This window comes from Ruthenibacterium intestinale (assembly GCF_040096265.1).
Taxonomy (GTDB): domain Bacteria; phylum Bacillota; class Clostridia; order Oscillospirales; family Ruminococcaceae; genus Ruthenibacterium; species Ruthenibacterium komagatae.
Genome location: NZ_JBBMFA010000092.1, coordinates 17,934 through 35,099, shown reverse-complemented (window position 1 = coordinate 35,099; position 17,166 = coordinate 17,934). Strand labels below are relative to the sequence as shown.

Genomic DNA, 17,166 nt, shown 5'->3' with positions numbered 1-17,166 from the left:
ATGAGAAAAACACGAACATTTTCAGCTTGATTTCAGCTTTTGAACGTATGCTGGAAATGGTGAGGTGGGAAAATTTTGAAAATTTTGATCGTCGAGGATGAACAGCTGCTCGCTGCGTCTGTTGGAGAACTTTTGAAGAAAAAAGGTTTTGACGTGGAAATTGTTCATGACGGAGAAGCGGGCTTGCAATACGCGGAGCTGGGGGTTTATGACCTGATCATTTTGGATGTGATGATGCCCAAGATGGATGGTTATGAAGTGGCTCGCCGCCTCCGTGCCAAACATTTGGGCACCCCTATTCTTATGCTGACTGCCAAATCTGCGCTGGATGATCGCGTTACGGGGCTCAATGCAGGCGCGGATTATTACCTGCCAAAGCCTTTTGACACAAGGGAACTTTTAGCCTGTGTTAACGCATTGCTGCGCAGACAGGGTTCCCAGGTCAATGAACTGGCTTACGGAAATACAACGTTGGACTTGAACAGTGCAATGCTGCGCTGCCATGGAAATGAAATCCGCCTGTCCGCAAAAGAGTTTGATATGATGCGGCTTCTTTTGCAGGCGAGAGAGCATAATGTTTCCAAAGAGTTTCTTTTATCGCGTGTTTGGGGGTATGATTCCAACGCGGTGGAAAACCATGTAGAGGTATATATTGGCTTTTTGCGAAAAAAATTAGCAGGTATTGGCTCCAATATCCGAATCGAAGCGATCCGCAGACTTGGGTATCATCTGGAGGTGAGCGGGGATGATTAAAAAACTTCGAATCAAATTTGTGGCCATTAATATGAGCATTGTAACCATCCTGCTCTGTGTCATTTTGGGATTGGTCTTTTATTTCACCAGCGCCAATCTGGAGCAGGAAAGCCTTCGTATGATGCAGAGTATCGCGACGCAGCCGTTTCACTTGGGGGTTCCCGGTGAAATGGGAGAAAATGTGCGCCTCCCTTTTTTCACACTGCGATTGAACCCGCGCGGAGAATTGGTAGAGGCAGGCGGGGGATATTATGACCTCTCGGACAGCGATTTGCTGGATGATTTGATTCAGGATGTGCTGGCATCGCCCAAAAGTTTCGGCGTTCTTTCTAAGTATAATCTGCGCTATTACCGGGTGGAAACTCCGGTGAATCCCTGCGTTGTGTTCGCAGATATTTCCAGTGAACGAGCGACCCTGCAAAACTTATTGCAAACCTGCCTTCTGATTGGTGGAATCGGCTTTCTGTTCTTTTTGTGGGGCAGTATTTTGCTTTCAAAATGGGCAGTGCGCCCAGTGGAACAGGCGTGGAAACAGCAGCAGCAGTTTGTTGCGGCGGCTTCGCACGAATTAAAAACTCCGCTGACGGTCATTATGACCAATGCGGAACTGCTGCAAAGCGCCGAGTACAGCGAGGAGAAGCAGAAAGGCTTTTTGCAGGGGATTGTTACCATGTCCGGCCAAATGCGCAATTTGATTGAGCAGATGCTGGAACTTGTGCGAACAGATAATGCGCAGGCCAAATGTGTCTTCCGAGATGTAGACCTCAGCAAGCTGGCAGACTATGCAGCGATGACTTTTGAACCGGTTCTTTTTGAAAAAGGATTGAAACTTTTCACGCAAGTGGATGAGAAAATTCATGTATCCGGAGACGAATCCCAGCTTCGGCAGCTGGTGGATATTTTGCTGGATAATGCCGGCAAATATTCGAATGAGAACGGGTCCGTTTGGGTAACGCTGCACAAGAAAGGCAAGGAGCATTGTGTTTTACAGGTGATCAATGAAGGACCATCGCTCAGTAAAGAAGAGCTGGTGCAAATCTTCCAGCGGTTTTATCGGGCGGATCCGGCTAGAAGCAGAAATGGTAGCTTTGGTTTGGGGCTCTCCATCGCGGAAAGCATTGTCAAACAGCATCAAGGGAAAATTTGGGCAGAGAGTCAGAACGGGCATAACTGTTTTTCGGTAGTTCTGCCTTGCGTTTAAAAAAAGAAGCCTTCTGGAAGAAGGCTTCTTTTTTTGTTTGCGGGATAGGATTTTTCAGTCTCATTTCAGGATGGGATTTTATAATGACAATGGTTTCAGCCGCGCATGTACGCGTGAAATACAAGGAATGAGGAGGTCCATCATGATCAAGGTTGAACATCTGACAAAATGCTATGGGGATTTCACAGCAGTCGATGACCTTTCCTTTGAGATCGAGGAAGGACACGTATACGGCTTCCTGGGGCCGAATGGCGCCGGAAAATCAACCACGATGAACATTATGACCGGCTGTTTGTCGGCCACAAAAGGACATGTTCAGATAGACGGCTATGATATCTTTGAAGATGCGGGAGAGGCGAAGAAACGGATTGGTTATCTGCCGGAACAGCCACCGCTTTATATGAACGAGACGCCGGAAGAGTATCTTCGCTTTGTGGGCGAAGCCAAGGGGCTGCGCGGTGCAGAACTGGAACAGCAAATTCAGGAAGTCATCGAGCAGACAAAGATCGACAATGTCAAAAAACGCTGTATTTCAGCCCTTTCCAAAGGATACAAACAGCGTGTGGGAATCGCGCAGGCTTTGCTGGGCAATCCGAAAGTGATTATTTTGGATGAACCCACGGTGGGTTTGGATCCGCTTCAAATTATTGAAATTCGCGACCTGATCAAACAATTGGGGCAGACGCATACGGTTATTTTGAGCTCTCACATTCTGTCGGAAGTTCAGACGATCTGTGAAAAGATTCTGATTATTTCCAAAGGAAAACTGATTGCTTTCGACCGCCCGGAAAATTTGGAGAAAAAATTGCTGACTCCAAACGAGATTACTGTTGTGGCACAGGCAACAGATAAGCAGGCAAAAGAGATTTTGTCGTCGGTAAACCATATTTCTGAGTGTGAGGTGCGCTCGCAGGAGAACGGGCGAGTTGCCATGCTCCTCAAAACCGATCAGGAGGACATTTACAGTGTCTCGCGTGATATCTTCTTCGCCTTTGCGAAGAAAGAAGTGGCTCTTTTAGAGATGGCACTCAAAAAAGGAAGCCTGGAGGATGTGTTCATTGAATTGACAGATAAGAATGAAACGGAAAATCTCCCGGTGGAAAGTGAGGGGTCAGACACATGATTGCAGTTTTGAAGCATGAATTGAAAAGCTATTTTCACTCTTTGACTGCTTACGTGTTTGGTGCGTTCCTGCTTGCATTTGTGGGAATTGGCGCCATGTTGTATAACATTCAGGCGGCAGTCAGCAATTTTGAGTATGTGCTCAATTTCGGAAGCTTGGTGTTCGTGGTCATTGTACCCATTCTGACCATGCGCGTGATTGCGGAAGAACGCAAGCAGAAAACAGACCAGCTGCTGTATTCGCTTCCTATTACTACAACACAGGTCGTATTTGGAAAATATTTGGCGCTTCTGGTCCTGTATCTGATTCCACTGTTGATTATTTCTATTTATCCGCTTGTATTTGCGCAGTTTGGTGATGTATATCTTCTGACCTCTTACGGATCCATCTTGGCCTTTTTCATCATGGGTGCAGCGTTGATTGCAGTGGGCGTGTTCATTTCTTCGCTCACAGATAATCAGGGCCTTGCAGCCGGAATTGGAATCGCTGTGATTCTGCTGAACTATTACAGCGTCAGTTTGTCGGAGTATGTTTCTTCCACTGCGATCGGTTCTGTAGTGGCGCTGATTGTACTGATTCTTGTCTTGGGAGCAGTGATCCGATATTTGACCAAAAACGGAAATCTCGCTTATTGGATTTGTTTTGCTCTGATAGCAGCAACTGCAATTGCTTACTTCATTGACAGCAGTGCCTTTGAAGGCTTGCTGCCGGACATCATGACAAAGTTATCTTTGTTTGAGCGCTTTACCGTCTTTGTGAACGGAGTGTTTGACATGACGGCGATTGTATATTATTTGAGTGTGATTGCCTTCTTTTTGTTCCTGTCGGTGCAGTCTCTTGAAAAAAGGAGGTATAACTGATGAAAAAATTGCAGATTCCTCACCGTTCGGAAAAGCCGTCGGCAAATGCGGAAAACAACCGGATTGCGTTTCAGGGCGGCTCCTATTCGTTAATTGTCACAGCCATTGTTTTGGCGCTTTTGATTGTTCTTAATATTTTGGCGGCAGCGCTTCCTACCACTTGGACGCAGTACGACATCAGTTCCACAAAGCTGTATTCGATTACCAGCAATACAAAAGCCGTGGTCAATGCGCTTGAAGAAGATGTGACGATTTATTGGATCGTTCAGGCGGGCGAAGAGGATAAGGTGATTGAGAATCTTCTGGACAGATACGACGTTCTTTCGGATCATATCGAGGTTGTAAAAAAGAATCCGGATATATACCCCACATTTGCAGAGCAGTATACAGATGAGACCATGGAGAACAACAGCCTGGTTGTGGAATGTGGTGATCGCAGCCGCTTCATTGGTTACGATGACATTTACATCAGTGAAGCAGATATGTATTCCTATTCTTACAATACGTCGTTTGATGGCGAGGGCGCAATTACGTCCGCAATTGATTATGTGGTGAATGAAGAACAGCCGAAAATCTACGTTCTGGAAGGCCACGGTGAGGCAGAGCTGCCCACAACCTTCAGCGAGCAGCTTGAAAAAGAAAACATGGAACTGAATACGTTCTCTCTGCTCACAGTGGACGCGATTCCGGAAGATGCGGCTTGCGTAATGATTTATGCACCTACAACCGATATTTCTCAGGAAGAGAAAGAAATGCTGTCAGACTATGTGACGAATGGCGGCAAATTACTGGTAATGGCAGGTCCCACTGAAGGTGGCACCTTGGAAAATCTGTACAGCATTCTGTCGGATTATGGCGTGACAGCTAGCGAGGGAATCGTTATTGAAGGAGATCGGGAACATTACGCGTTCCAGGCGCCGTTTGTTCTGATGCCGGATATGGCGAGCAGTGACATTACAGATTCTTTGATTGAGGAACACTATTATCCCATTATGCCGCTGTCCCAGGGCCTGGTTGTAGACAGCACTGCTTCTTCGGTGACGGAACTTCTCACAACCTCTGATGCATCTTTCAGCAAGGTGGCCGGGTATGACCTTGAGACGTATGAGAAGGAAGAGGGAGATATCGATGGCCCCTTTGCGGTTGCGGTTTCGATCGACAGCGGAAATGACGGTCGAATTGTTTGGTTCTCCTCTTCCAGTTTCCTGGACGACACATACAATGCGTACTCTTCCGGTGCAAACGTGAACTTGGGGATGAACGCGGTATCCTCTATGATCGGAGAGAGCGAAGCAATGGCAATCCGGAGCAAATCACTGAACTACAATTATCTGACAATCAGTGATTCCACGTCTTCGTTGCTGAAAGTCATGATGATCGGCGTGTTCCCGCTTGTGTATCTGGGAATCGGCATTGCAGTGGTCCTGAGAAGAAGGAGGATGCAGAATGAAGCGGTTTAAAAGAATATACGCCCTGCTGGCGGTTCTCCTGGTCGCATGTCTGATAACATTCGGTGTGAGCCAATATGAGACCCGCAAGGAACAGATCAAAAACAGCGATGAAGTGATTTTGGAGATCCCAACGGATTCGGTGAAAACACTGTCTTGGGAAAATGAAACCGTTTCGCTTTCGTTCCACAAAGATGACGCATGGGTCTATGACGACGATGATGCATTCCCGGTAGATGAAGAGAAAATCAATGAACTGCTTTCTCAATTTGAGGCCTTTGGTGTATCTTTCATCATTGAAGATGTGGAAGATTTTGGCCAGTATGGCTTAAACGATCCGGTATGCACGATCAATATCGGCACGGAAGATCAGGAGTATACCGTTCTTTTGGGAGACTACAGTGCCATGGATTCCGAACGCTATGTTTCAATCGGCGACGGAAATGTATACCTGGTTCAAAACGATCCGCTGGATTCTTTCGATGCAGAGCTCAGCGATGTAATCAAGAACGACGAAGTCCCTGCGTTCGATCAGGTGACAGAAATCCGGTTCTCCGGGGAAGAAGAATATCAGATTCGATATGAAGAAGACAGTACGGAGACTTACCGAGAGGAAGACGTCTACTTTACACAGGTAGATGGAGAGACCTTGCCGTTGGATACGTCAGAGATCGAGACATATCTCAGCACACTTCAAAATATGGATATGACCGAATATATGACGTATAATGCTACGCAGGAAGATTTGGAAACTTACGGCTTGGCAGATCCGGAACTGATGATGGAGATTGACTATACCACGACGGACGAGGATGACAATGAAACTTCCGGAACGTTTGTACTGAGTGTCAGCCATGATCCGTCTCAGCCGCTCCCGGAAGAGTCCGAATCGGAGGCAACGCAGGACGAAAGCGAAGAGACAGAAGAAGAGGAGATCACAGCCTACGCGAGAGTAGGGGAGTCTCCCATTGTCTACAAAATTTCTACGGATGCATACAAAGCTTTGATGGCGTCGTCGATCGATGATTTCCGTCATAAAGAGGTTGTTCCGGCCAACTTTGAGAACATCGCACAGATTGATATTGTTTTGGAAGATGTCAATTATACGATTTCCAGCAAAGGTGAGGGCGACGACAGAACGTACTATTACGGTGACGAAGAACTTGAGATCGATGAACTGCAAAGTGCGCTGCAGGCTTTGTCGGCGGATAGTTTTACCGATGAGGAGCCGACGCAGAGAGAGGAAATCGATCTGACGTTGACACTGGATCTGGAAGGAAGCCCCACAGTCCATGTAGAATTGTACCGCTACGACGGCGATCACTGCCTCGCCGTGGCGGATGGAGAGCCAATTTCTCTCGCTGCACGTGACAGCGTGGTGGATTTGGTAGAGGCGGTTAACTCAATCGTACTCAACGGATAAAAGAATTCTGGCAGAAAAAAGCAGAGGCATCTGTAAGATGCCTCTGCTTTTTGATTTATTCAAAGATAAGCGGGATATTTAAGCTGCTCGGCCCTCCAGTGCTCCAGGACAGAAAGCATGGCTTCTGCTTCCCGACGTGCACCGGGAAGGTCCTGTTCACGATAGTTGCCGCATTCTTCTTCCCGCGCGCCGGGAATCTCGCCTTCGTAAGATGCGATGAAAGAAAAGCTGTCTTTCACCAGTTGAATCACATCTTCCGGAGCGAGCGTATCGCGAACGAGAAGATAAAAACCAGTTCGGCATCCCATTGGCCCTACATAAACCACCTGCGATGCATCCGCGGAGTTGCGCGCATAGGTGGCAAACAAGTGTTCCAGTGTGTGCAGAGCACCGTTTTCCAAATAATCGCCCTGGTTGGGGACTTTCATTCGTATATCATAGGTGACTACATCGCCGTCCACGCGGGAAGTGTACATCCCGCGCGGAAGTTTGGTGTGGTCAACACAAAAACTTGCAATTCGTTTCACGGAAAAGCCTCTTTTCTTTATTGGGGCATGGAATGAACAACGCCGCGCTCACCATCTACGGATACATGCGTACCGTCGGTCAGCTTGCGGATCGCACCTACTGCGCCGACAACCACGGGCTTGCCCAGTGTAAGTCCCACAATCGCAGCGTGAGAATTCAAGCCCGATTCCTCGGTAATTACAGCAGCAACCGTGCGCAGCACCGGCAAAAGTTCGTTGTTGGTGTAGGGCAAAACCAGAACATCTCCCGGTTTGCATTTTGTCATAGCTTCTTCCACAGAACGGCACACACAGATAGGACCGGTTGCATTGGCTGGCGTTACGCCTACGCCGGAGATCAGAACGTTGCCGACTAGGTGAGCTTTGATCATATTGGTAGTACCGGAAATTCCCACGGGAACACCGGCGGTGAGAACCACAAGGTCTCCACTTTCCACGTACCCGGCTTTTTCGGCTGTTTCCACGGCCATTTCAATCAATTCATCGGTGTTGTGGGCGTAACCCATCTTCAGCGGCGTAATGCCCCAGGAAAGCGAAAGCTGACGGTAAATATTGTCTGCCATGACACAGGCGATGACCGGAGTCTCCGGCCGGTATTTGCTTAACAGGCGTGCGGTCTCACCGCTTTTGGATACAGTGATAATGGCATTGGCCTTGATGTCCATGGCAGTGGTGCATGCAGCATGGGCTACAGCGGCAGCCACACTCAGGTGGCTTTCCAAATGTTTCTGCCGCAGGCGTTTGTCATAATTGATATCACTTTCAGTGCGTTCAGAAATCGCGGCCATCGTGTGGACAGCTTCCGTGGGATAGCGACCTGCAGCGGTCTCGCCGGAAAGCATAATGGCTGAGGTGCCATCGTAGATGGCATTGGCCACGTCCGTAATTTCTGCACGTGTGGGGCGCGGGTTCTCGATCATGCTTTCCAGCATTTGAGTGGCGGTAATGACGGGCTTTCCGGCGTCGTAGCAACGCCAGATGATATCTTTTTGAATAACAGGAATTTCTGTAAAGTCAATCTCTACGCCCATATCGCCGCGGGCGACCATCACACCGTCAGATACGGAAATAATTTCGTCGATGTTGTTGACACCTTCGTGATTTTCAATTTTCGCGATAATTTTGATATAATCACACTTTTGGCTGTCCAGCAAACGACGGATTTCCAGAATATCTGCTGCACTTCTCACAAAGGAAGCCGCAATAAAATCAAAGCCAGTCTGAATGCCGAACAGAATATCCTCGCGATCTTGCGCGCTCATATAGGGAATGGAAAGTTTTGTACCCGGAACGTTGACACCCTTGTGGTTGGAGATGTGCCCGCCGTTTTTTACAACGCAGACAATATCGTCCTCATCGATGTTGTCTACCACCAGCTCAATCAGTCCATCGTCCAGCAGAACACGTGCTCCGGGGGCAAGATCCATGGGAAGATCTTTGTAGGTGATGGAACAGATGTTCTCATCGCCCAGAATATCGCGGGTGGTGAGCGTGAACTTTTGATCCTTTTTCAGTTCCGCACCACCATTTTTAAAATCGCGCAGACGGATTTCAGGCCCTTTAGTATCCAGCAATGCCGCCACAGGAAGATTTAACTCTTCACGCAGTTGTTTCAACGTGGCAAAACGCTTGGCATGATCCGCATGGGTGCCATGCGAGAAATTAAAACGAGCCACGTTCATGCCAGCCAGCATCATGCTGCGCAGAACACCCTCGCGGTCTGTCGAGGGGCCTAAAGTGCAAACAATTTTTGTTTTACGCATCAGAAAAAACCTCCATCGTTCAATCCGTTTTTATACATCCATACGCTTTATTATTACATATTTTTGAATACTTTGCAATGCAAGGGCTTCCTATTTTACATGATTTTTGCTATACTTAGAAAACCGACATCCTATTGCAGAGCGTGGACCGTTTGCTGCCTTTTCATGCAGGGGGAGTTGCGCGGTGATTTGAGAAGCGGCATCACGCTCAAATTTATAATTTTTTTCACAGGTGTGAAAGAAAATTGAGGAGTAGAACGTCTTATAATTAAGCTTGCAGCACGGAAAAGTCTATTTAAAAACAAAGTAATAGGCGAGTGCTAAAACTTCGCGCATATAGCAGGGAAGAATGGAGTCCAGACCGATGCTTGCCGGCACGGAACTCACATCGGAAAATCCCGCGTTCAATACATATTGCCTGGCCCGATAGCAGTGAAATGTATTGGTGACGTAAGCGATGGGCTGGGATGGGTCGATGCCGTGCTCCTGAAGAAGTTTTTGTGAAAACAGAAAATTTTCTTCTGTAGATGTGCTTTCTGTTTCTGCCAAAATCTGTGAATCAGAAATGCCTCTCTGAACCAGATAGCGCTCCATTGCGACGGCTTCCGGAATGCTTTCTCCCGGTCCCTGTCCACCGGATACTACGATCAGTACGTCAGGATTTTTCTGATAGTAGTCATAGGCTGCGTCAAGCCGGCGCGCGAGCAATCCTGTTACGCGCTCTCCGCGCAGTCCGGCACCGAGCACGATAAGCGTTTGCTCCTGTCCGGTAGCGGTAGCAGTATTGCCTAAGACATGAACCAAAAGCATGCATCCGATAAAAAGAACACTGCCGGCAAGGAAGAGAACTTTACATATATGCCCGAACCCGTGTGCGCAGAAGGCATCAATCTTTTCGTGAAAAACAGCGTAGACCCACAGCGCCGCTGTGATACAATACATTAGAAAAGAACCTAGATTGAAACTGGAACGAAACAGGCGGAGAATGCTGTCAATCAGGAAAAATATCGCAAGAGCCCATATGATTTTCATTTTCATAAAAAACCTCCCGGATGATTGTTTTATTGTAACAGGCAAACGGGGGAAACGCAACTTCTGCGCATGAAGCGCATGAGGAGGAATGTTGTGAAGCCGATTATAAAAGTGGATCATATCCGAAAAGTATACCGGGTAGGACATGAGAAGGTAGTCGCGTTAAACGATATCAACCTTTCCATCAATCCGGGGGAAATTTGTTGCATTGTGGGTGCATCCGGTTCCGGAAAATCCACTTTGCTCAATCAGCTGGCGGGCCTGGAGAAGCCGACCCGCGGAGATGTGTACATTGCAGGTCAGAATGTTTCCAAAATGACAGAACAGGAGTTGGCTGTTTTTCGCCAAAACAATCTGGGCTTTGTGTTTCAGTCATATAACTTATTGCCCACACTGACTGCTTTGGAAAATGTGGCTTTGCCGCTGATGTTCAAAGGAATACGAAAGTCTCAACGGGAAAAGATGGCAGCAAAGCAGCTCAAGGCAATGGGGCTGGGGAAAAGAATGTACCATAAACCCACGGAGATGTCCGGTGGCCAGCAGCAGCGTGTTGGTATCGCGCGTGCTTTTGTGGGAAACCCAAAGGTCATTTTTGCGGATGAGCCTACGGGAAATTTGGATTCGCATACTACTGCACAAGTGATGAATGCCATTCTGAAGTTGGCGCATGAGAACAATATCACATTTGTAATGGTCACACATGAGCGTGATCTGGCGGGATGTGCTGACCGGATCATCACCATCAAGGACGGATGTGTCCTGCGGGACGAGGTAATCGAAAATCCGAACCAGGTATTCGAGGTACAGCTGAGTCCCATGGACGAAGAGTATGCGCATGCGGCGGCGGAAAAGGTGGAAAATGCGCGGACACAAGCGGATATTGCAGAAAAAGGAGAAGGGGCACAATGAAAAATATAAGAAAGAGTTATAAAAAGCTGGTGGGGGGAGCCTTAATACTGCTGATGATGGTCAGTGTGTTCTGTGTACCCTTTACAAGTATAGCGTTTGCGGCAGGAAATATCAGCTTTACCAAAAACCTTCCATCAGAACCGCAAACGTTGTCCGGAGGTTCTTTGGTATTATCAGTAGAAGCAAAAGCAGCGGATGGTGCGGCCATTCGATATGAATGGTATAAGGATGGCGCGGCGATTTCGGGGGCGACCAGCGCCACTTATACGGTTTCGACTCCAGGCGAGTATTCGGTAAAAGCAATCAACCAAAGTAACGAAGGGGATTTTGCAGAAAGTCAAACATGTACTGTAACAGAACCGCAGTCCGGTAACGGACAGCTTTACGTTGCCGGCTACAGTGTTGTGGATAATTTGGGAAATCCCATTCTGTACCTGACACCTGAGACACACTGCAAAATTGTTTTCCTGATGGTGGATGGGCGTGTTTTGGATTCGGATGTTCCTCAGGGAACGGATCTGAAAAGCTATATTCATATTACCCCCACTTCCAAAGCGTTTTCTTCGTGCAGCAACGGAGATATTTGGCTGGATCGAGAGGCATCCGTGGATGGAAGCCTAACTTATTCGCTGACCTTCAATGACATTACTTATCTGGACACTACTGCCCAGGACAACACTTTGTCCTTTGATGTAAGTGTTATCAATAATTCGACGCCCGGCGCTCCGATTGCGAACCTTCCGCTGACCTCTGTTTCTCAGTCGATCGGCCAGTGCTCGAAAAGTAAGGATGAGACTGTTACCAGCGGTGCAAAACCTACAGTCATGGTAAAAGATTCCAACTATGGCGGCGGAAACATTGCTGCGGGACAAAACTTTACATTGACGTTGACTTCGTATAATACCAGCCGTTCCACTGCGATTTCGGACGTGGTGACTACCATTACACTGCCGCAAACGCTGACATTGGCAGCGGGGAGCAATACGGTGCTGACGGAGTCTGTTCCGGCGGGTGGTTCCTATCAGACTACTTTCACCCTGCAGGCGCAGAGCAGTGCTGAAACAGGCGTAGCGAATGTGACGGTGGAGTATCGTTATTACATCAAGGGCACAGATGAGCAGTTGACTTCCAGCCAGCTGATTACCGTGCCCATCGTGCAGCCGGATCGTTTCTCCTTTACGTCCATGGATTTGCCGCAGGAGATGTATGCAGGCGAAGAAAACACCATTACAGTTAACTACGTGAACAAAGGTAAGGGTATTTTGTATAACCTGACTGCGGAAATTTCGGGGAATATCAATACGCCGGGTCAGCAGCAGTATCTGGGAAATTTGAACTCCGGAACGGAAGGCAGTGCGGACTTTACGATTCAGACCGACCAACCCGGCACGGTTTCCGGTACAATTACGTTGACCTATGAGGATGTCAACGGAAACGAAAAGAAGCAGACGCAGGATTATTCCCTGACGGTCAGCGAGATGCCTACCTATGATGACATGCCGGATATGGATATGGATGCCATGGGCGACATGGACATGCAGCAGGGGATGCCTGTCTGGGGTTGGGTGCTGATTGGAGTAGGCGTTGTGGCGGTCATTGTGGTGGTTGTAGTGATCGTGAAAAAGAAAAAGGCGAAACGCCGCGCCGAATTACTTGCGGAGGACAATGACGATGAAGATTTCTGATCTTCTGTCCCTTTGCTTTGAGAATCTTCGCCGACGCAAAGGCCGTACAACGCTGACAATTATCGGCGTAGTAGTCGGCACCTGTTCGATTGTAGTCATGGTGTCTCTGGGCATTGCCATGAACGTCGGTTTTGACGAAATGATTCAGCAGTGGGGTGACTTGACCCAGATTCAGGTATACAACTGGAGCAGCGGTACTGGTGAAGTGGATCCGCTGAACGATGAAATGGTGGCTAAAATCGATGAATTTGATCATGTGGTCGTGGCAACACCGCAGTATCAGCCGCGCTATTTCAACATGAATCTGACGGCAGGAAAAAACGATCGTTATGTTGCTCAGTATGTCACAGTTGTAGGAATGTATCCCAAAGCCATTGAATTGTTGGGTTATGAGCTGGAGTCCGGCAGTTATCTGCCGGATACACCGGCTTCTATGAATAGCGGAAAGAAGCAGGTTCAGGTCCTGGTAGGTCAGAATTTAGGTTATCAGTTTACAGACCCAAAGAAGCGGGGAGAAAAAGCCTATCGCTATCCGGGCCAGACAGATGCAGGCGGAAAAGAATTGGGGCCGTTTGTAGATATCTCCAAAGATAAGATGACCTTGAAAAGCAATAACCAGGGCGGCGAAGGAGAAGGCAAGGAGCTGGAGTACGCGCTGGATGTAGAAGGCGTTATGATCTCAGACTACAAAAAAGGCTATGTAACAGATGCCGGCGTGGTCATGGATCTTACGGTCTTGAAGCGTTTGGAAAAAGAGTACATGAAAGCCAACGGTATCAAGGACACCAGCAGCAACAACGGCTACGACAATGTCTACGTAAAAGTGGATGATGTGGATAATGTGGAAGCCGTGGAAGAAGCGATCCAGGAGCTCGGTTATTCTACTTATTCCATGAGAAGTGAACGGGAAAATATGCAAAAGCAGTCCCAGATGATCCAGATGATTTTGGGCGGCTTAGGCGCTGTTTCGCTGTTCGTGGCGGCCCTTTCCATCGCCAACACCATGACGATGGCTATCTACGAGCGCACCAAAGAAATTGGTGTGATGAAGGTGCTGGGGTGTGGACTGGGAAAGATTCGTGCCATGTTCCTTGTGGAAGCTGCGATGATTGGCTTTTTAGGCGGTGTGTTCGGAGTGGCCATCAGTTATGCACTTTCCTTTGCGCTGAATACGTTTGGACCATTGTTGATGGGGTCGGTATTGGGCGGATTTTTGCCTATGTATGGTTCCCAAATTTCAGTAATTCCACTGTGGCTTGCAATGTTGGGAATTCTGTTTTCAACAGGCATCGGTATTGTGTCGGGTATTATGCCCGCCGGTCGTGCAGTCAAAATTTCGGCATTGGAAGCAATCCGGCACGAGTAATGCCGGAAAAGCGTATAAAAAAGAACAGGCGATATTTGTCGCCTGTTCTTTTTTATGATTCTATTATAGCGAAGGGTTCAGTTGCTCCACAATTTCCGGAGTCAGGCTTTGCAAAATTGCACAAGCGAGATTGACCGCCGCATCCATATCGCAGGCTGCCGCATATCCGTAGTGCGTATGAGCATAGCGCACAGGAATCCCCAACACCAGCGTGAGAATGCCGCCGGCAGCCAGATGAATGGACCCGCCGTTGGTCCCACCGCCCGTACGGACAGCCATTTGATGCGGAATCCCGGCCTTTTGAGCAATCTGGCGCGCAAAAGCAATCAAGCCCGGATGGGCAACCATGCTTGCATCCCGATATCGAATTTGAACACCTTTTTTCAGTGCCCCTTGTGCTTGATCTGCAGGCGTAAAAGTATCGTCGGCAGGGGTGCCTTCCAAACAAATCGCCAGTCGGGGACGAAGATGTTCCGCTGTGATTTTGGCACCGCGCAGCCCTACTTCTTCCTGTGTGGAGAAGGCTGCCGCAACATCCACTTGCAGGGGCTCGTCTTTCAAGCGTTCCATCGCATCCACCAGCCCGGCGCATCCCAATCGGCAGTCAAACGCTTTTCCGAGCATTAAGCCGGTCTTTTCAGAGTACGAAAACTGTACGTCGGGTACAGCTACAAGGCCAGGTTCCAAGCCTAGTTCAGCGGCGTCTGCGGCACTGCAAACGCCTGCGTCCAGAAAAATATCATCCAGAGAAAGTCCAGCACTTTTTTCAGCGTTTGTCATGAAATGGGGCGGCTTGGAAGTGGAAACTGCACGAACAAGTTCACCGCGATTGTTCCGGATGACAAAAAGATGCGCAGGGATATTATGTTCTACCCATCCGCCAAGGGGAACAAGTTTCAAAAGTCCGTTGGAAAGCACAGACTGAATCATGAACCCAACTTCATCCAAATGTGCGTCCAGCATTACAAGCGGCCTCCCATTATTTTGAGGAAGAGCAGCATAGACATTCTGCATGCCGTCGCGTTTTACGGAAAAACCATTCAGCAATTCGGAAATGGTATCGGCTACCTCGTGCTCATGGCCGGATGGACCGAAAGCATTTGAGATTTTTTCACAATATTTCAAATTTGGCATATCGCATTATCCTTCTTTTTTGTTTTGTTCCAAATGATCCAGCTCTTGGACCCAGGCCGCAGCGCAGGCGTCGCTGGGCATTCTCCAGTCGCCTCTCGGGGAGAGCGTTACGGTACCGACCTTGGGGCCGTCAGGCACACAGCTTCGTTTGAATTGCTGGCTGAAAAAGCGCCAGTAGAACTTGCGCAGCCATTTTAAAATCACAGCATCCTCAAATTGATCCCGGAACGCATTTTGCGCAAGGAAGAAAACCTTGGCAGGGGAAAAGCCCCAACGCACAGCATAATACAAAAAGAAGTCATGCAGATCGTACGGACCGACAATTTCCTCTGTCTGCTGGCTGATGACTCCATCTTTCGCGGGAAGCAGTTCCGGACTGACAGGCGTGTCTAAAATGTCGCGCAGAACATCACGCAATTCACTGCTGTCCGTAGTATCTGCTACCGTTGCGACAATATGCCGTACTAAAGTTTTAGGCACCGAAGCGTTGACGCCGTACATGCTCATATGATCGCCGTTGTAGGTTGCCCAGCCAAGCGCCAACTCAGACAAATCACCCGTACCGATGACAAGGCCGTTGGTTCGATTGGCCAGATTCATCAAGACCAATGTGCGCACACGGGCTTGGGTGTTTTCAAAAGTGACATCGTGCGTCTGCGGATCTTGCCCGATATCCCGGAAATTGCTTTGAACCGTTTCTGTAATATTGACTTCACGAAGTGTGACGTCCAAAGCCCGGCAAAGTTTTTCGGCATTGTTGCGCGTTCTTTGCGTGGTCCCAAAACAGGGCATGGTGACGGCAGTAATATCGGAAAGCGGACGCCCCAACTCTTTGAACGCCCGCGTAACGACCAAAAGTGCAAGCGTGCTGTCCAGTCCACCGGAAATTCCCACTACAGCGCTGCTGCATCCCGTGTGGGCAAGACGCTTTTTTAAGCCATTGGCTTGCATGGCAAGGATTGCAGAGCAGCGGCGGGCACGATGAGCAGGATCAGAAGGGACGAAGGGTGCAGGGTCAATCCGCCGCGTCAAAGTCGTTTCCTTTTTGGTTGTCTCGAAGGAAACAACCGCGTAGCCATCCTGCTTTGAGGCATCAAAGCTTGTGTTTTTCAGACGTTCTCCCGCAAGACGGTCCACATCGATTTCCGAGCAGATCAATCCATTTTGAAACAGTTGGCTCTGCGCCAGAATGGAACCGTTTTCTGCGATCAGATTGTGACCGGCAAAAACCATGTCTGTTGTGGATTCTCCGTCGCCGGCGTCGGCGTAAAGATAACCGCACAGCAGTCGTGCGGACTGCCCTTCGACCAGACTGCGCCGATATTCAGCCTTTCCAATGGTCTCATCACTGGCAGAAAGGTTGGCAATCAGAACAGCACCGGCCATGGCATGGCTGACACTGGGGGGGAGCGGAGCCCAAAGGTCTTCACAGATTTCTACGGCCATGCACAGATTTTTGTTCTGACGGCTTCGGAACAGAAGCTTGGTGCCAAAGGGGATGCTGACGCCATCAAAAAAGAAGGTTTCGTTTTCAGCGGGCGCAGGTACAAAATGTCTGCGCTCATAGAATTCGTTGTAATTTGGAATGTGCGTTTTGGGGACGATTCCCAGCAGCTTACCTTGCTGCAGAACCGCTGCGCAGTTATAAATTTTACCGTTATGGCGCAAGGGCAGACCGACAACGATCAACAGGGAAAATTCCTGTGTATCATGAAGAAGCGTGCGCAGCGCTTCCTCAGCGCTGTTTAAAAGGGTGTCCTGAAAGAAGAGGTCGCCGCAGGTGTAACCCGTGATGCATAACTCCGGCAGACATAAAATTTCAACGCCAGCTTGTTCCGCCACTCGTACACTGGTCAAAATGGCCTGTTCATTGAAGCTGCAGTCTGCCACATGAATTTGCGGTGTGGCACATGCCGTTTTTACAAAACCATAGTTCATCATT

The 17,166-nt window shown here is 48.6% G+C and carries 14 protein-coding genes; 9 read left to right on the top strand and 5 right to left on the bottom strand.

Annotation, left to right across the window (positions count from 1 at the left end; translation table 11 throughout):
• Window positions 1-75: 75 nt before the first annotated feature.
• From WMO24_RS08975 to WMO24_RS08950, 6 genes are all read left to right on the top strand, one after another.
• Entirely contained in the window at window positions 76-753 is a 678-nt protein-coding gene (locus tag WMO24_RS08975; RefSeq protein ID WP_349216083.1) for a response regulator transcription factor, read from the top strand.
• On the top strand, window positions 746-1,954 hold the full coding sequence (locus WMO24_RS08970; protein ID WP_349216081.1) for a sensor histidine kinase: 1,209 nt from the start codon (window positions 746-748) through the stop codon (window positions 1,952-1,954). Before WMO24_RS08975 ends, WMO24_RS08970 begins: the two co-directional genes overlap by 8 nt.
• Before the next feature lie 142 nt (window positions 1,955-2,096).
• Window positions 2,097-3,077 (top strand): ABC transporter ATP-binding protein, encoded by a 981-nt coding sequence (locus WMO24_RS08965; RefSeq protein WP_349216080.1) that lies wholly within the window; start codon window positions 2,097-2,099, stop codon window positions 3,075-3,077.
• The gene (locus tag WMO24_RS08960) at window positions 3,074-3,937 is read left to right on the top strand and encodes an ABC transporter permease (RefSeq protein ID WP_349216078.1); all 864 of its coding nucleotides are present in this window, start codon (window positions 3,074-3,076) and stop codon (window positions 3,935-3,937) included. The genes WMO24_RS08965 and WMO24_RS08960 overlap by 4 nt, the downstream gene beginning before the upstream one ends.
• Complete coding sequence (locus WMO24_RS08955) at window positions 3,937-5,397, top strand: GldG family protein (RefSeq protein WP_349216077.1); 1,461 nt, start codon at window positions 3,937-3,939, stop codon at window positions 5,395-5,397. Before WMO24_RS08960 ends, WMO24_RS08955 begins: the two co-directional genes overlap by 1 nt.
• Complete coding sequence (locus WMO24_RS08950) at window positions 5,384-6,808, top strand: DUF4340 domain-containing protein (protein ID WP_349216075.1); 1,425 nt, start codon at window positions 5,384-5,386, stop codon at window positions 6,806-6,808. Before WMO24_RS08955 ends, WMO24_RS08950 begins: the two co-directional genes overlap by 14 nt.
• A 59-nt stretch (window positions 6,809-6,867) precedes the next feature.
• Here WMO24_RS08950 and WMO24_RS08945 read toward each other — a convergent pair whose 3' ends face one another.
• The 3 genes from WMO24_RS08945 to WMO24_RS08935 form a co-directional block, all read right to left on the bottom strand.
• Window positions 6,868-7,335: an S-ribosylhomocysteine lyase gene (locus tag WMO24_RS08945; protein WP_349216073.1), complete on the bottom strand. Its 468-nt coding sequence runs from the start codon at window positions 7,333-7,335 to the stop codon at window positions 6,868-6,870.
• A gap of 17 nt (window positions 7,336-7,352) precedes the next feature.
• Window positions 7,353-9,098 carry a pyruvate kinase gene (gene pyk / locus WMO24_RS08940; protein WP_349216072.1) on the bottom strand — a complete coding sequence of 582 codons (1,746 nt, stop codon included), beginning with the start codon at window positions 9,096-9,098 and terminating at the stop codon, window positions 7,353-7,355.
• Between the two features lie 291 nt (window positions 9,099-9,389).
• Window positions 9,390-10,136 (bottom strand): YdcF family protein, encoded by a 747-nt coding sequence (locus tag WMO24_RS08935; RefSeq protein WP_349216070.1) that lies wholly within the window; start codon window positions 10,134-10,136, stop codon window positions 9,390-9,392.
• Between the two features lie 87 nt (window positions 10,137-10,223).
• Here WMO24_RS08935 and WMO24_RS08930 point away from each other — a divergent pair, with 87 nt between their 5' ends.
• The 3 genes from WMO24_RS08930 to WMO24_RS08920 are packed head-to-tail and all read left to right on the top strand — an operon-like array spanning window position 10,224 to window position 14,090.
• Window positions 10,224-11,039 carry an ABC transporter ATP-binding protein gene (locus WMO24_RS08930; protein ID WP_349216069.1) on the top strand — a complete coding sequence of 272 codons (816 nt, stop codon included), beginning with the start codon at window positions 10,224-10,226 and terminating at the stop codon, window positions 11,037-11,039.
• A complete protein-coding gene (locus tag WMO24_RS08925) occupies window positions 11,036-12,724 on the top strand; it encodes a CARDB domain-containing protein (protein WP_349216068.1) in 1,689 nt (562 codons plus the stop codon). Before WMO24_RS08930 ends, WMO24_RS08925 begins: the two co-directional genes overlap by 4 nt.
• Entirely contained in the window at window positions 12,711-14,090 is a 1,380-nt protein-coding gene (locus WMO24_RS08920) for an ABC transporter permease (RefSeq protein WP_349216066.1), read from the top strand. The genes WMO24_RS08925 and WMO24_RS08920 overlap by 14 nt, the downstream gene beginning before the upstream one ends.
• 63 nt (window positions 14,091-14,153) lie before the next feature.
• On the opposite strand, the gene WMO24_RS08915 is transcribed toward WMO24_RS08920, so the two are convergent.
• Both WMO24_RS08915 and WMO24_RS08910 read right to left on the bottom strand, forming a co-directional pair.
• Window positions 14,154-15,224 carry a M42 family metallopeptidase gene (locus WMO24_RS08915; protein WP_349216064.1) on the bottom strand — a complete coding sequence of 357 codons (1,071 nt, stop codon included), beginning with the start codon at window positions 15,222-15,224 and terminating at the stop codon, window positions 14,154-14,156.
• A gap of 6 nt (window positions 15,225-15,230) precedes the next feature.
• A complete protein-coding gene (locus WMO24_RS08910) occupies window positions 15,231-17,162 on the bottom strand; it encodes an NAD(+) synthase (RefSeq protein ID WP_349216150.1) in 1,932 nt (643 codons plus the stop codon).
• Window positions 17,163-17,166 lie beyond the last annotated feature (4 nt).